This is a genomic window from Chryseobacterium sp. JK1, assembly GCF_050632815.1.
In the GTDB taxonomy this organism is placed as follows: domain Bacteria; phylum Bacteroidota; class Bacteroidia; order Flavobacteriales; family Weeksellaceae; genus Chryseobacterium.
Genome location: NZ_JBODRU010000001.1, coordinates 2,758,086 through 2,773,553, shown reverse-complemented (window position 1 = coordinate 2,773,553; position 15,468 = coordinate 2,758,086). Strand labels below are relative to the sequence as shown.

The 15,468-nt window shown below is 36.9% G+C and carries 12 protein-coding genes; 7 read left to right on the top strand and 5 right to left on the bottom strand.

The annotated features are described in order from the left end of the window. Window positions 1-29 precede the first annotated feature (29 nt). Genes ACQ76T_RS12575 through ACQ76T_RS12565 form a run of 3 tightly spaced genes read left to right on the top strand, consistent with a single transcriptional unit; the run spans window position 30 to window position 1,816 of the window. Window positions 30-947 carry a DnaJ C-terminal domain-containing protein gene (locus ACQ76T_RS12575; protein ID WP_431343629.1) on the top strand — a complete coding sequence of 306 codons (918 nt, stop codon included), beginning with the start codon at window positions 30-32 and terminating at the stop codon, window positions 945-947. Between the two features lie 3 nt (window positions 948-950). After that, window positions 951-1,253: a chaperone modulator CbpM gene (locus ACQ76T_RS12570; protein WP_431343628.1), complete on the top strand. Its 303-nt coding sequence runs from the start codon at window positions 951-953 to the stop codon at window positions 1,251-1,253. Window positions 1,254-1,288: 35 nt separating this feature from the next. Beyond that, on the top strand, window positions 1,289-1,816 hold the full coding sequence (locus ACQ76T_RS12565) for a hypothetical protein (RefSeq protein WP_431343627.1): 528 nt from the start codon (window positions 1,289-1,291) through the stop codon (window positions 1,814-1,816). A gap of 87 nt (window positions 1,817-1,903) precedes the next feature. Here the strand turns inward: ACQ76T_RS12565 and ACQ76T_RS12560 are convergent, their stop codons facing one another. Further along, on the bottom strand, window positions 1,904-2,902 hold the full coding sequence (locus tag ACQ76T_RS12560) for a PLP-dependent cysteine synthase family protein (protein WP_422693572.1): 999 nt from the start codon (window positions 2,900-2,902) through the stop codon (window positions 1,904-1,906). 130 nt (window positions 2,903-3,032) lie between these two features. Further along, complete coding sequence (locus tag ACQ76T_RS12555; RefSeq protein WP_431343626.1) at window positions 3,033-4,262, bottom strand: ABC transporter permease; 1,230 nt, start codon at window positions 4,260-4,262, stop codon at window positions 3,033-3,035. A gap of 4 nt (window positions 4,263-4,266) precedes the next feature. Here ACQ76T_RS12555 and ACQ76T_RS12550 point away from each other — a divergent pair, with 4 nt between their 5' ends. Then, the gene (locus tag ACQ76T_RS12550; protein ID WP_431343625.1) at window positions 4,267-5,463 is read left to right on the top strand and encodes an exo-beta-N-acetylmuramidase NamZ family protein; all 1,197 of its coding nucleotides are present in this window, start codon (window positions 4,267-4,269) and stop codon (window positions 5,461-5,463) included. Here ACQ76T_RS12550 and ACQ76T_RS12545 read toward each other — a convergent pair whose 3' ends face one another. Genes ACQ76T_RS12545 through ACQ76T_RS12535 form a run of 3 tightly spaced genes read right to left on the bottom strand, consistent with a single transcriptional unit; the run spans window position 5,464 to window position 7,492 of the window. Then, window positions 5,464-5,670, bottom strand: coding sequence for a hypothetical protein (locus ACQ76T_RS12545; protein ID WP_318846965.1), 207 nt, complete (start codon window positions 5,668-5,670; stop codon window positions 5,464-5,466). It lies immediately after the preceding gene. Between the two features lie 4 nt (window positions 5,671-5,674). Next, window positions 5,675-6,301, bottom strand: coding sequence for a DUF3575 domain-containing protein (locus ACQ76T_RS12540; protein ID WP_431343624.1), 627 nt, complete (start codon window positions 6,299-6,301; stop codon window positions 5,675-5,677). A 15-nt stretch (window positions 6,302-6,316) separates the two neighbouring features. Further along, window positions 6,317-7,492, bottom strand: a complete 1,176-nt coding sequence (locus ACQ76T_RS12535; protein ID WP_431343623.1) for a thioredoxin family protein — start codon at window positions 7,490-7,492, stop codon at window positions 6,317-6,319. Window positions 7,493-7,841: 349 nt separating this feature from the next. On the opposite strand from ACQ76T_RS12535, the gene ACQ76T_RS12530 reads away from it, so the two are divergent. The 3 genes from ACQ76T_RS12530 (at window position 7,842) to ACQ76T_RS12520 (ending at window position 15,461) form a co-directional block, all read left to right on the top strand. Next, the gene (locus ACQ76T_RS12530; RefSeq protein ID WP_431343622.1) at window positions 7,842-9,425 is read left to right on the top strand and encodes a histidine kinase; all 1,584 of its coding nucleotides are present in this window, start codon (window positions 7,842-7,844) and stop codon (window positions 9,423-9,425) included. Window positions 9,426-9,536: 111 nt separating this feature from the next. Then, window positions 9,537-12,122: a zinc-dependent metalloprotease gene (locus ACQ76T_RS12525; RefSeq protein WP_431343621.1), complete on the top strand. Its 2,586-nt coding sequence runs from the start codon at window positions 9,537-9,539 to the stop codon at window positions 12,120-12,122. Between the two features lie 6 nt (window positions 12,123-12,128). Continuing rightward, complete coding sequence (locus ACQ76T_RS12520) at window positions 12,129-15,461, top strand: SusC/RagA family TonB-linked outer membrane protein (RefSeq protein ID WP_431343620.1); 3,333 nt, start codon at window positions 12,129-12,131, stop codon at window positions 15,459-15,461. Window positions 15,462-15,468: the final 7 nt, after the last annotated feature.

Sequence of the window (15,468 nt, the reverse complement as noted above, 5' to 3'; positions counted from 1 at the left end):
TTTCATAAATTTGGGTAAACATCGTTTCTATGGCTTATATAGATTACTATAAAATTTTAGGCGTAGATAAAAGCGCAACACAGGATGATATCAAAAAAGCCTATCGAAAACTGGCCAGAAAACATCATCCAGATCTTAATCCTGACGATAAAGAGTCAGAAAAAAAATTCAAAGAGCTGAACGAAGCCAATGAAGTGCTCAGTAATCCGGAAAACCGTTCCAAATATGATAAATACGGAGAAAACTGGAAGCATGGTGAAGAATATGAAAAGGCACAGCAACAGCAAAGACAATATCAGCAACAGGAAAACAATTACAGCGGAGGATTCTCCGGTGCAGATTTTGGGGAAGGAGAAGATTTCTCAGATTTCTTCCAAAGTATGTTTGGTGGTGCAGGAGGGGGCTTTGGTAAAAGTTCGCGGGGAAGGGCTTCAGGGAAATTCAAAGGACAGGATGTACAGGCGGAACTGAGTTTAAATTTAAGAGACGCTGCACAAACCCATCCTCAGACATTTGAAATTAATGGAAAAAAAGTAAGAATTACAATTCCTGCAGGTGTTTATGACGGGCAGCAGATCAAATTGAAAGGTCATGGAAATCCAGGAGTCAACGGAGGGCCTAGCGGAGATCTGTATATCACGTTCAATATTCCTGCGGATCCGGATTTTGAAAGAATAGGAGATGATCTTAAAACTAAAGTGATCATTGATCTCTACACTGCCATTTTAGGAGGCGAGGTAAAGGTTAATACTTTAGAAGGAAGCGTACATCTTAAAGTGAAACCGGAAACTCAAACCGGAATTACCGTAAGGCTGAAAGGAAAAGGATTCCCTGTTTATAAAAAAGAAGGTGAACATGGAGACCTTTTTGTGACGTATGAAGTGAAACTGCCTACCAATCTTACAGAAAAGCAGAAAGAACTTTTTGAACAATTAAAAAATTCCTAAGCTATGAGTGAAAGAATATCACGGGAAGAACTCGTAAAAATTTATAATATAGAGATTACTTTTTTTGACGAATTGGTAGATTATGGGCTGCTTCACATACAGATTGAAAATAATGTTCATTATCTGATGTATGAAGATTTGCCGGATCTGGAAAAATTTGCCAACTGGCATTATGATCTGGAGGTTAACCTTCCCGGCTTGGAAGTTATTCATAATATGCTGAAAAAACTGGATGCCTTGAACAAAAGAAACCGGGAATTAATGAATAAACTTTCTGCCATAAGTGATCAATATGAAGATATTTAGTTTAGTTTTGTAGCTTTTTAAAGCCACCCTATATTATGAGTGAGGAAAAAGTGATTACCCTGAAAACAGACAGAAAGATTTTTGAAGATATTTATTTTAGTGGAAACCAAGGCAGTCTGCTTTTTTCACCTACAACTAAAAGTAAAACCATCACAACTATTGTAGCCGTTGTCATTTTGGGTATTGCTTTTTTATTGAAAGAAAATTTGAGTAAAGATAGTGTAGGCGTCCTGTACTTTCTGAGTTTTATATTTTTACTCTGTGCAGTCTTTTTATCGGTAAGTATCAATAAAGTATCAAGATGGAAAAAGCAGGTCAGCTTTTATCTGAACAAACTCGAAAAGTGCATGATCTATGAAATCAGATTTGATCAGAACTTTTTTACCGTTAATATTGACGGAGAAAAAGAAACCAGCGAATGGAAAGATTTCGAATACTTTGACAGCTCTGCTGAATTTATTTCCCTTGAAGGAAAATATAATTATATGTTTCCCAAAAAATCAATGACTGAAAAAGAATACAATCTTCTGAAAAAAATAGCTAAAGAAAATATTAAACAATAAAAAACGGAGCAAAACTATTTTGCTCCGTTTTTTTATGATTCTGAAAATTCAATAATTGGCTGTATCAGCACTTCGAATTTTCCTGTATTAAGCTTCTTTATTTTCTTCCAGCCAGCCCATTTCCTTCATCCACTCATCATTGTAGATTTTTCCTACATATCTTGAACCGTGATCGTGAAGTAGAACAACAATAACGTCGTCTTTTGTGAACTGATCCTTCATCTGTATCAATGAAGCAATAGCACTTCCGGCAGAATATCCACAGAAAATACCTTCTTCTTTTGCCAGTTTTCTTGCATAGATAGCGCCATCCTTATCGGTAACTTTTTCAAAATGATCAATTACAGACATATCATAGTTTTCAGGAATGATATCTTCACCAATTCCTTCTGTAATGTAAGTATAAGCATGGTCATAATGAAGTTCCCCAGTTTCGTGGAATTCTTTAAGGATAGAACCATAAGTATCTACACCAATTACTTTGATGTTCGGATTTTTTTCTTTGAAGAAAGTTCCACATCCTGTAATAGTACCTCCTGTACCTGCACCTACAACAAAGTGAGTAAGGTTTCCTTCCGTCTGTTCCCAGATTTCAGGAGCGGTAGACTCATAATGAGCAGCTCTGTTGGATAGGTTGTCGTACTGGTTTACATACCAACCGTTTTCTGTTTCTTTAGCCAATCTTTTAGAAACTGAATAATAAGAACGAGGGTCAGTAGGTTTTACGTCAGTAGGGCATACAATTACCTCAGCACCTACAGCACGAAGAATATCACATTTTTCTTTTGACTGTTTGGAATTGGTTACAAAAATACATTTGTAGCCCTTGATGATGGCCGCAAGTGCCAATCCCATTCCTGTATTTCCGGAAGTTCCCTCAATGATGGTTCCTCCAGGTTTTAATCTGCCGTCTTTCTCAGCATCTTCTATCATTTTAAGAGCCATTCTGTCCTTTACAGAGTTTCCGGGATTGAATGTTTCTACTTTTGCTAAAACTAATGCCGGGAAATCTTCCCCAAGTACTTTGTTAAGTTTTACCAGCGGTGTATTACCTATAGTTTCGAGAATATTTTTTGCGTATTTCATAAATGTCTTATAAGCGCAGCAAAGATAATGCTTTTAAATGAGTTGAACTGTCGGTGCAATAATGATAATATATAAGTAATATTGAAATAATGGAAAATCAATACCTACTTATTGGGTGTCAACTATTACGTTAGTTGTACTTAATAGCTTTCACTGGAGAAATCTTACTGATCAGATAGCTTGGAATAATTAAAGCCAGGCCGGAAATAATCAGGATTCCTGCCGAGATAGAAATGATGGCAATAGGATTAAGATCAACAGGAACCGTACTCACATAATAATTTTCAGGATTAAGTTTAATGATTCCGAAGAATTTCTGAATGAGTATAAGCCCTAATCCAATTGCATTTCCATACAGCAATCCCGGAATCATAATGATCAAAGTATAATTGATAAAAGTAGCCCGGATTTGAGAGTTGCTTGCTCCTAATGTTTTAAGTAAACCGATAGAGTTGGTTCTTTCTATAATGAGGATCAGAAGAACCATGATGATATTAATCACCACAACAATCAGCATAATGATGATAATCAGCGCAATATTAGTGTCAAAAATACTGATCCAATCCGTGATTTGTGGGAATTTCTCAGTGGCTTTTTCAGCATAGTTTTTATAACCGATCAGTTTTTCAATTTGTGGGAAATCGGTATCGATATCGTTAACATCTTTAAGGAAAATATCAATTCCGCCTATTTCATCAGGCTTCATATCCTGAATTTTTCTTGCATGATTGATTCCGCCGATAACGAACTGCTCATCAATAAGTTTGATATCTGTTCTGTAAATTCCAATCACCCGGAACTTACGGTAAAGAGGTTTCTGATCTGCTTTTAAAAATACGGTAACAATACTGTCTTTAAGCTTAAGATGTAGGTCGTTGGCTACTTTTTGGGAAATAACCACATCATTGTTAAACCCTTTTTCTGTAACTTTTGGAGTTGTTCCGGCAATAAGGAATTTTTTAAATCTTAGGCTGTCAAAATCTTTTCCAATCCCTTTAAATATAATTCCGGCAAAATTATGTTCATTACGCATAATACCGGTAACCGTTACATACTTCTGAACACTTTCCACATCCGGAAGTTCTTTTATTTTAGCAATATTCAGTCCCTGATTATCGAGAACAGAAGTATTGTAGGAAGAATTGGAACGTGTAGATCTTACCGTAATATGACCGCTGAAATCTGCAAGTCTCTCTTTAATAGCTTTCTTGGAACCAAAACCGGTGGCCACAGTAATAAGGGAAACAATGATTCCCAAAGCTACAGAAAGCCTGCCAATGAAGATGATAACCCTAGAAAGGTTATTTTTGTTATCTTTGGAAAATGCTATTTTTCTAGAGAAATATAAAGGAAATTTCAAGCTTATGAATTTAGATTTCAAAATTAAAAATTTACTTCTGATTTGCCTAATTTTTTTAGGAGTATTCAATCAATATTATTCTCAAACTCAAGTTCAACCGGATTTCAAAACCGGGGCAGATCAACCTGAAGCATATTTACCTCTATTAAAGGGTAAAACCATTGGTGTGGTAACCAATCAGACAGGTTTGATGAGTGACAGAACCCATCTGGTAGATTTCTTAGTGAAAAATGGTGTGAATATCAAAGCCATTTTTGCGCCGGAGCATGGTTTCAGAGGAGATGCTGATGCTGGAGCAAAAGTGAAGAACGGAGTAGACGTAAAAACTGGAATTCCTATTATTTCATTATACGCAAGCAACAAGAAACCTAAGCCTGAACAGTTGGCGGGAATTGATGTTGTCGTTTTTGATATTCAGGATGTAGGAGTGAGATTCTATACTTATATTTCTACCTTAACTTATTTAATGGAAGCCGGTGCTGAAAATAATGTAGAAGTAATTGTATTAGACCGCCCCAATCCTCACGATGGATATACCGACGGACCGGTATTGCGTAAAAAATGGACCAGCTTCGTAGGAATGCATGAAGTGCCGGTAGTATATGGTCTCACTATAGGAGAGTATGGTAAAATGGTAAATGGTGAGAAATGGCTGAAGAATGCTGTACAGGCCAAGTATACATTAATTCCGATGAAGAATTATCATAAGAAACAACGTTACGCGATATTGGATAAACCTTCTCCAAATTTGCCCAATGATAAAGCGATTAATTTGTATCCGAGCCTTTGTTTTTTTGAAGGAACCCAGGTTTCTGTAGGAAGAGGGACAGACCTTCCTTTCCAGATTTACGGATCTCCATGGACCGAAAATCTTCCCTATCAGTTTACTCCAAAACCCAGCTATGGAGCGAAAGATCCTTTCCTGAACGGAAAATTATGCTACGGAGAAAATCTTTCCAATTATCCTAAAGATGTAAGAGAATTAAACCTTGAATGGGTGATCAGAGCGTATCAGAATTATAAAAATCCTCAACAGGACTTCTTTCTTAAAAATTTGTGGTTTGATACCCTGTCCGGAACTGATGAGCTGAGAAAACAAATCATCGCAGGAAAATCAATTCCGGAAATCAAAGCTTCATGGAAAAAGGATCTGGAAAACTTTGAGAAGATCAGAGTTCAGTATGTGGTTTATGAAGACTAATTAGTCGAAATTTTGCGGTGGGTTTTTATCGTTCTTGCCTTTATTCAGAATAAAAAGTCCGATTGTTAAACCTACCACCCCGGCAAAGGCCGTTAATAAAGCTCTTTGCAATTTATCAGGGAGATCATTCCCTATATAATTCATTAAAAAAAGAATCACAAAAGTGATCACTAAAATGATAATATGATTTTTTCCGAATAGTTTCATTGTACTATTTAAATTTGTAAGATACCATTACACCTCCTCTGTAGGGGATAATTTCTCCACTTTTGTTAAATTTCTCAGCAGAATCATAACGTCTCCCTGTTGTTCTGTCATATCCCTTATAAAAGCCCTGAGAAGTACCAACAGTAGCATAAATGTCAAGGTTCCAACGGTCAGATAATTGGAATTGGTAACCACCAGTGACTCCGAATGCAATGGAATAACCTTTCTGATATAGGTTGGAATTAACAAGAAATTCTCCGTTCCAGTTTTCTGTAACTGTATCCTCCCAATAACTCCATTTTTGAAGATTATAAGCAGATAATCCTATATTAGCTCCTATATACCAATGTTTGAAGGCTTCTTTGAAATAATATCTTCCTTCAATAGAAAGAGAGTAAATTTGTAATTCATGACCTAAGAAAGACTTCCATGGTGAAACAAAAACATCCCCCTGGAGAGTATATTTTGCACTTATTTGTTTTTCTACGCCTAGATTTAGAATTCCTATCGGAATAAATAAAGCATTTCCTTTTACATATAAACTCTTATCCTGAGTTTGTTCCTGTTCCTGAGCACTTAGAGTTCCTACAGACAGAAACGCTAAAATGCCTGCTAATAATTTATATTTCATCCTGTTTTGTTATGTCTATTTTATCTGCTTTAATAAGTCATCTGCCAGTTTAGAATCCTGATTGGTCTGAGTTGCCATATTTTTAGACATCTCAGCATAGTTTTTTGCTGTTTCATTATTTCCCGTCAGGTAATAAAGCTTAGCAAGAATATAGGTGTTTTCTGAAGTTTCTCCCCTCATTACAGATTTTTCTGCCCACTCTGTTGCTTTCTTTAATGAAGTAGGTGTTTTTACATGGTCTGCAAATATCCAGGCAGCTCTTAAAAGCTCAGTAGGATCAAAAGAATCCGCATCCTTATAATAATCTACTGCCGCTTTTTCATATTCCGGGAAATTGGCATTCTGTTCATAATAGCTCAGTTTAGTTTGGTAGAGTTTTTTGATGGCAGCCTGTTTTCCAACCAATGGCTCTGCTGTTTTCAGAAAATAATCTTCGTTGATTTTTTTGTTTTTATCATCCATAGACTGCTCTATAACTTTCGCCAGTTTTAGCTGTGCATTAAACTCATTGTAGGTGTCTTCCGGTAAAAACTTTACAATCTCCGCTTTTCTGGATGTGAAAATGCTGTAATTGCTGTCTTCCGATGATTTTATGAAATAAATAAGAAACCCGATCTCATCTTTTGTAAGTTCTTCTGTTTTTTTCTTATTTTGGAGATATCTTTCAGAAGCTTTTTTGGCAAATTCGTAGTCTGAATTAGCATTAAGTTTCATAATATTCATCAGGAATTCCGGATCTTTTTCTCCACTGGCAAAACGGTCTTTAAGAGAACCCTTTTTATTCCCCGGAGAATTGATGTCCTGAGCCATAGCTACAAATAATCCTTCTTCCATATAACCGGTATTTCTGGAAACTAATTCTCCCTCGCCATTCAGAAAAAGATAAGTGGGGTAAGAACGAACCCCAAATTTTGAAGCAATCTCCCGACCTTCTCCTTTTTCCATATCAAATCTGGCATTGACGAAGTTGCTGTTATAAAAGTCGCTTACCGATTTCTGAGTGAAAACATTTTTTTCCATCATCTTGCATGGGCCACACCAGGCAGCGTATGCATCAATGAAAACCAATTTCTTTTCTTTTTTGGCTTTTGCAATAATATCTTTGAATGGCAGTTCCTGAAACTGAATACTCTCTTGAGCTGAGATGGCAATAGAACAAATTATAGATATCCCGGAGATGATCTTCTTCATTTTCAAATAAGATTTATAGGCGAAGATAATTAATTTTCAAAATATAAAACGTTCAATCTGCCACTTGCATTATTTATTAACTAATTTTAAGAGTTTAACCTTGCTGTCTTTTTAATGATTAATACCGCTTACATATAATAAACGAATTATTTAAGGAAAAAATATTTTGTTAGAAAAATAAAACCTAAGCCGTATTCTTTTAAGGCTGTTTCATGTTATTTTGCACGCATTACAAGGAAAAATTAAAATTTTTCAATTGTAATTGTATTTCACTTTATGGTCCTGAATTCTTTGTTATATCTTTGCAAATTAATAATTTATCTGTAGGAGGAATCATAATTTAGAAGAATTGAATATTAATTTTAAACATACCTTATCTCAAAAATCCATTTATATTGCCGCTTTATCTGCCTGCTTAATTGCTGTGGTAGCATTTGCCGTTTTGAGTTTTTTAATCACCCGCGACAGTAGGAAAAATACAGAAGATTTTGCCAAAAGAACATTTTTCCGAAAATATGAATCTATAGAAAATGAATTCAGAAATATTGAAGATTACCAATATTTACTTCGTGCGCTGATTCAAAAAGATGGTCTGAAAAACTATAAAGAATATTCTTCTGTTTTAAATGAACTGAATAAAAAACGGAATCTGCTACCATACAGCTGGTATTATTATGATAACAGCAAGACTGGGAAATCTGAAAGCAACAGTCCTTTATCTGATATTTTTAAAAAATCCGGGAACACAGAAAACGCCATTACATTAAAGAACAATGGATCCGGGCATTTTAAAGATTTTCTGATTACCAGGAAAGACAGTATGTACTGGATGAGCTATGATTCGCTGGCCATGCCCGATAAAAATATGCTGTATTACGGTTCTACAGTGAGTCTGGATGATCTGCATCAGTACTTCATCAATGTAGATAAAACGTCTAATACGTATGCCTATGTTTTTACCAAAGAAGGAGTGTGCATTACCCATCCTGAAAAAAAATATCTGGGAAAGAATATTTTTGAATTTACCGATATCAAACCACAAGATACATTATGCAGTGCAGTAAAAACAGGCTATACACAAAGCACAGCCATCTCTGAGTATCTCGGAGTGGAAGTTACGCGTTTTATAAAACCTTTGAAGACCGATAATTTTGAAGGATATACGGTGGTTAACCATGTCAATTTTATTATTGATGAGAATGTTTATAAAGTGAAAGCCTATACGGTATTTATATTTCTTGCAGCATTACTACTGATCGTGGCCGTGTTTATTCTTTTTCAAAGAGCTGCCAATATTGCTTACAGAGAAAATGAGAAAATACAGTCTGAGAAGAATTTATTATTGATTGAGAATGAAAAAATGCATAAGGCAGAAGTCATTACCCAGCTTCAGCAGCTTAAAAATAATATCAATCCGCACTTTCTTTTCAACTCATTGAACTCTCTTTATATGTTAATTGGTATCAATAAGGAGAATGCCCAGAAATTTACGATGAATCTTTCCAAGATTTACCGATATCTCATTGTACCGCCAAAGGAAAATATTGTTCCGGTATCGCAGGAGATCAGTTTTATTCAGAAGTATATGGATCTTTTGAAAAGCCGGTTTGATGAAGAGATCAATTTTCAACTGATCATTAATGACGAGAAAAGTTTAGAAAAAAAGATTCCCTACCTGTCTCTTCAGATTGTGACGGAAAATGCTATAAAACACAATATTGCAACCATAGGCCAGCCTTTGGAAATTATCATTGTTGTTGGTGAAAATGGCATTACCGTAAAAAATACCTGGCAGCCAAAAACAGAATTGGAGCAGGGTGAGAAGTTTGGAATTGACTATTTGAATCAAATTTATGAATATTTTAGGATTAATTCTCTAAATATATCTGTAGATGGTGAATATTATGTATGTTTTTTGCCATTATTAACGTGAAAATAAAAATCCATTCACTCCCGAAAACTAACCTCTCACTCCCTAATATTATATAATAATTCACTATACCTATAGCTTTGCTGGCTGAAACTAAGATATTTACTATTTGGAATGAATCGGACTATTTTAATGAAGAATTACAGGCTGGCACTGTATTTAGGACTGGCCGTAGCGTCACCTATGTCGATGGCTCAGAAAAAAGATACTGTAAAAGTCAATAAAGACAAAGCTGATAAGACTGAGGTTTCATCATCAAAGAAAACCAAAAAGATTGAAGACCTGATTAAAAAAGGAACTTATAAGAAGGGACTTTTTAATACAATTCAGGTAAAAACGGATCTTTATTTTGAGATTCCGGACAGCTTGATGGGACGCCAGTTTTTGGTAGTCAATAAACTGTCTCAGGTACCGATGCAGGTAAATGAGGCCGGGCTGAACAAAGGAATGAACTATGAAAACAAGATCATTTCTTTTCACCGTGATAATGTAGCCAAGAAAGTTTGGGTAAAAACCTCAGACGTAAAAGTGTCATCTCCTAAAAATGATGCGATTACAAAATCTGTAAAAGATAACTTTTCAGAATCCGTTATTGAAGTTTTTGATATTGAAGCTCAGAACAGCGACTCTACGGCTGTAGCGATTAAAGTGAACAAAGTTTTTGACGGAAATCAGAAAAGCTTTAATGATGTTCTTGCCAATGTTGGCTTAGGAGGTTCGGTAAAATCAAATCTTTCTTACATTGAAGGAGTAAAAACTTTTCCTCAAAACCTTGTGGTAAAGTCTCAGCTTACCACTTCTGTGAACGAAGGTGGAGTAGACTTGCCTGTAACACTTGGAGTAACAACCAACCTTGTGCTGCTATCGAAAACACCTATGAAACCAAGACTTTCTGACCCGAGAGTAGGTTTCTTCAGTGAAAAACACTGGGCGTTTAACGACCGTCAGCAAAAAATGGACGAAAAATTCTTCATTACCAGATGGAATCTGGAGCCGAAAGACGAAGACAAAGAAAAATATCTGAGAGGAGAATTGGTAGAGCCCAAGAAGCAGATTGTTTATTATATAGACCCTTCCACTCCAAAACAATGGCGTGAAAAAATAATTGCTGGGGTATATGATTGGCAGGCAGCCTTCGAACAGGCGGGTTTTAAAAATGCGGTGATTGCAAAAATGCCGGATGAGAAAGATGAAGACTTCGATATTGATGATGTTAGATATTCTGTAATTACCTATGCTGCTTCTCCAAAATCTAATGCAATGGGCCCTTCCGTGGTAGATCCCAGAAGTGGAGAGATTATTGAAGCGGATATTATCTGGTGGCATAATGTAATGACTTCTCTTCAGGAATGGATGAGAATTCAGATTGGTCCGATAGATCCAAGAGCAAGAGGAAATAAGTTCAGTGACGAATATATGGGAGAGGCGATCAGATTCGTGTCATCTCATGAAGTAGGACATACTTTTGGATTAAAGCATAACATGGGATCTTCCTTTGCTTTTCCTGTAGAATCTCTTCGTTCAAAAGAGTTTACCGATAAAATGGGTGGAACAGCTCCTTCTATTATGGATTATGCCCGTTACAATTACGTGGCACAGCCAGAAGATGGAGTTACAGCTATTACTCCAAAGATCGGAATTTATGACAAATATGCTATAGAGTGGGGGTACCGTTGGTATGCGGATGAATTTTCAGAGAAAAAAGCCCTTAGAAATTTAATAGAAAAGCATGAGGATGATCCTTTGTATTTCTATGGCGAGCAGCAAAGCTCTTTGGAGACTATTGATCCACGCTCACAGTCTGAAGATCTGGGTGACGATGCAATGAAAGCCAGCGAATATGGATTGAAAAACCTGAAAATAGTGGTGGATAATCTTTTAAAATGGACGTATGAAGATGGGAAAGATTATACAGACGCAGGAAAGTTATATCTGGGAGTAATTGGTCAATGGGATTTGTATACAGGTCATGTAATGGCGAATGTAGGAGGGATTTACCTGAATAATACCAATTTCGGAAACAAAAAGAAAGCGTATGAGGCGGTATCTGCTGATACTCAGAAAAGAGCAGTAGACTATCTGGTTAAAAACTCAATCAACCTTCCGGAATGGTTATTCTTTAATCCGATTTCAGAAAAAACCTATCCTGTTAAAAACTCTCCAATGGGGCCATTTGAGCAGACTCCATATACACTAGCCAGAGGAATGCAGTATGCCAATATTTATTCCCTTCTGATGGATGACAGGCTGCTTAGGTTGCTTGAAAATGAATTGAAGCACGAAGTTTCAGGCTCAAAAGAACAGATATACACTGTTGAAAACCTTTTCGACCAGCTAAGAGGCTCTATTTTCAATAAAAAAGGAACCCTGACTATTCTTGAAAGAATGACGCAGAAGAACTATGTAGATGCCCTTATCGTTTCCGTGAATAAATTGTTTGAAAAAACAGCAGTGAAAGGCTTAAAAGTAGATAATACCCTAAATATGCCGCTCATCTGTAATTTCCACGGAGAAGAAAGAGAAATCAGGAATATCAACTATTCATCCATGAAAAGAGTGTCTGAAGTAACCACTTATAAAAGAGCGGAATTGCAGAAAGTACTGGACCTGCTGAACAGAACCAGATACAAAGGAGATGATGCTTCCAGAGCTCATTACACAGACTTAATTATTCGCATTGAAGAGGCTTTAAATAAATAATCCGCTATGAAAAAAACTCTAATACTTTTACCTCTTTTAGCCGCTAACATAGCGTTTGCCCAGCAAAAGAAAACCATCACCGGAAGAATTGAAGACGGAAATTCGTCTCACATCATTACCGGAGCATCTATAAAGATAGAAACACAGTCTGTTTCTACAAAAACTGAATTGGAAGGAGTTATTGAAAGTGTATCGGTAGGTACAGTAACTGATAAGGACGGAAAATTCATCCTTGAAATACCCGCAGATACCAAATCGGTATTGGTAAGCTATCCGGGATATGAATCAAGAACCATTCAGATCAATGAAGGGCAGACCAACTATACCATACGATTGGTTCCTGAAGTTACTGATAAGAATAAAATACAGGAAGTAATCATTACAGGATATCAGAAGATAGAAAAACGTAAACAGACTTCGGCAGTCTCTACGGTTAAGATGGATAACATCAACCAGGCAGGGGTAGCAAGTATCGATCAGATGTTATCAGGACAAGTTGCCGGGGTAGTTGTTACTCCGGAAACAGGAGCGCCAGGAAGCCCTGCAAAGATCAGAATCAGAGGAACGGCTTCACTTTCCGGCCCTCAGGATCCACTATGGGTAATAGACGGACTTCCTTTAGAAGGAAACGATGTGCCCAATTTTACCGATAAAGATAATATCGATCAGCTTCAGAACTTTTCTATTGCAGGACTGAATCCTAATGATATTGAAGATATTACCATCTTAAAGGATGCGGCAGCAACAGCAATTTATGGAGCTAGAGCAGCCAACGGGGTGATTTCCATCACAACAAAAAAAGGAAAGAAGGGAACCATGAAAATGAACTTTTCAGCAGATACCTTTATTACTTCCCGTCCGGATTTTGGAAAACTTAACCTTCTAAATGCCTCCGAAAAAGTAGACCTGGAATTAATGCTTGCCAAGCGTGCCGATCTTACCTATCGTGATGATAAAGGTGAGGTGATGAGAATTCTGATGAAAAACAACCAGCTTGATGCTTTCAGAAATGGTGGTCTAGATGCTGTGGGCCTTTTGACACGTCAACAGATTGATGGGTTAAGAAATAACAATACAGATTGGGGTAAGCTTTTGTATAGAAACGCTATCAACAAACAGTATGGAGTGAGTATTTCAGGAGGTAGCGATCGTTCAGATTACTATTTCTCACTGGGGTATTATGATGAAGAAGGTACAACAATCGGTACAGGTTTCAAACGTTATAACCTTACCTTGAAAAACAATTATAAGCTAAGCGATAAATTAAACGCAGGAATCTCCGTTTTCGGAACTCAAAGTGAGCGTGATTCATTCATTACAGATGCCGATGCCAATATTAGCCCTGTTAATTATTCGAGAAACGCGAACCCTTATCTGACTCCTTACAACCCGGATGGAAGCTACAGATATGACAGAGATATTGACGGTTTTGATGACAGATATATTCCTTTTAACTTCCTTGAAGAAAGAGAAAATACAAGGTATAATCTTAAAAATCACTCCTTAAAAGCCATCCTGGATTTAGAATATAAAGCCTCCAAAAGCCTTAGATTTACCTCACAATTGGGAATTCAGTATGATACCAACGCAACGGAAAAATATGCGGCCCAGAATACCTACTTTACCAGAAAGATGAGAGAAGGTACCCGTTATTATAAAGACGGTGGATACCATTATTTCTTACCGGATGGTGCTATTAAGCAGAACTGGAGTAACGATTTCTTCCAATACAACTGGAAGCTACAGGGAATGTACAGTACGAAGATCAATTCCGTCCATGAAATAGATTTGATGGCAGGAACCGAAATCCGTAAGACAGAAGATAATACTACTATCACAAGAGCTTTCGGATATGATCCAACGACAAGAAGAGCAACAGCCATTGTGTTTCCAACCTCAAGCTTTGCGGCAGAAAGAAAGTACGAAACATACCGTGAAATGCCTCCTGTAGAGAATGCGTATGCGTCAATGTTCGCTACGGCTTCTTATACCTATGACCAAAAATATACCTTCTTTGGAAGTGTAAGATATGACGGAACCAACTTATTCGGAGTTAATAAAAAATATAAATATCTTCCAATTTGGGCAGTTTCAGGTTCTTGGCTGGTAACCAGAGAGAACTTCATGAAGAATATAACTGCGGTTTCTAACCTTAGATTGAGAGCTTCATATGGTCTTCAGGGGAATATCGACCGTAACACTTCACCATTCTTTATCGGAGAATACAGTGATGCAACCATCCTTCCGGGAACAAAAGAAAGTATCATCAATGTGATCAGCCCTCCAAACGACAAACTTCGTTGGGAAAAAACAACGAACGTCAACTTTGGAATCGATTTGGGAATGTTCAAAAACCGTATCAACCTTACGGCTGATATCTACAGCAGAAAAGGAACCGATATGATCAGTATGAAAGAAACTCCGCTTGAAACAGGTTTCGAATATACGATGATGAATTGGGGAAGCTTAACCAACAAAGGTTTTGAATTGGCTCTATCCACTAGAAACATTGATAAAGAGAATTTCAAATGGAGTACAACAATCAATTTTGCTCACAACAAGAGTAGGGTATTAAGCGAGCAACCTCGTGATAATGCTTTGCTTCCTTCAAGAGAAGGTCTTCCGGTAAATGCTGTTTTTGCTTTGAAAACTGCAGGGATGGACGAGCATGGAAACCCATTGTTCTGGAAAGGAAACGAAAAAATATCTGCAGCAGACTTCTTTAAGTTATATGATGTATATGCAGACTTCCTTCCGGGGCAGCTTGTAGATACCAAACTTTCCAATTCGGAATTGAGAAATATGTTTACGTATATCGGTGACAGAGATCCGAAGTTTACGGGAGGTATTATCAACACATTTAAAGTACATAATTTTGACCTTACAATTTCTGCAACATTCAACCTGAAGCAGACGGTGATGAGAACTCCTTCTTACCGTGGATCTGAGTTTGACAGAGGAAGAAATTATACCAGAGATGTCTATGAAGCAGGAAACACCCTTCCTGGAATCACAAGTCCGGATATGGATGCTAATCCAGACGGATGGATGGCTAATAAATGGTTTACAGGTAACCGTTCCAATGCGTACAGCTTATTAGATGTATGGGCGAAGGAAATCAGCTATGTGAGAATCAGCAGCATCAGATTAGGATATACACTTCCTAAAGAATTCACGGCTCCAATGGGTATCAGTGCATTGAGATTAAGTGTTGAAGGACGTAACCTGTTTGTATTCAGCAACGGCTACAAAGGATATTTTGATCCTGAAACGTATGGTAATATCTATGCACAGCCTATTACAAAGTCTGTTACTGTAGGATTTAATGTTTCTTTTTAAAACTTGA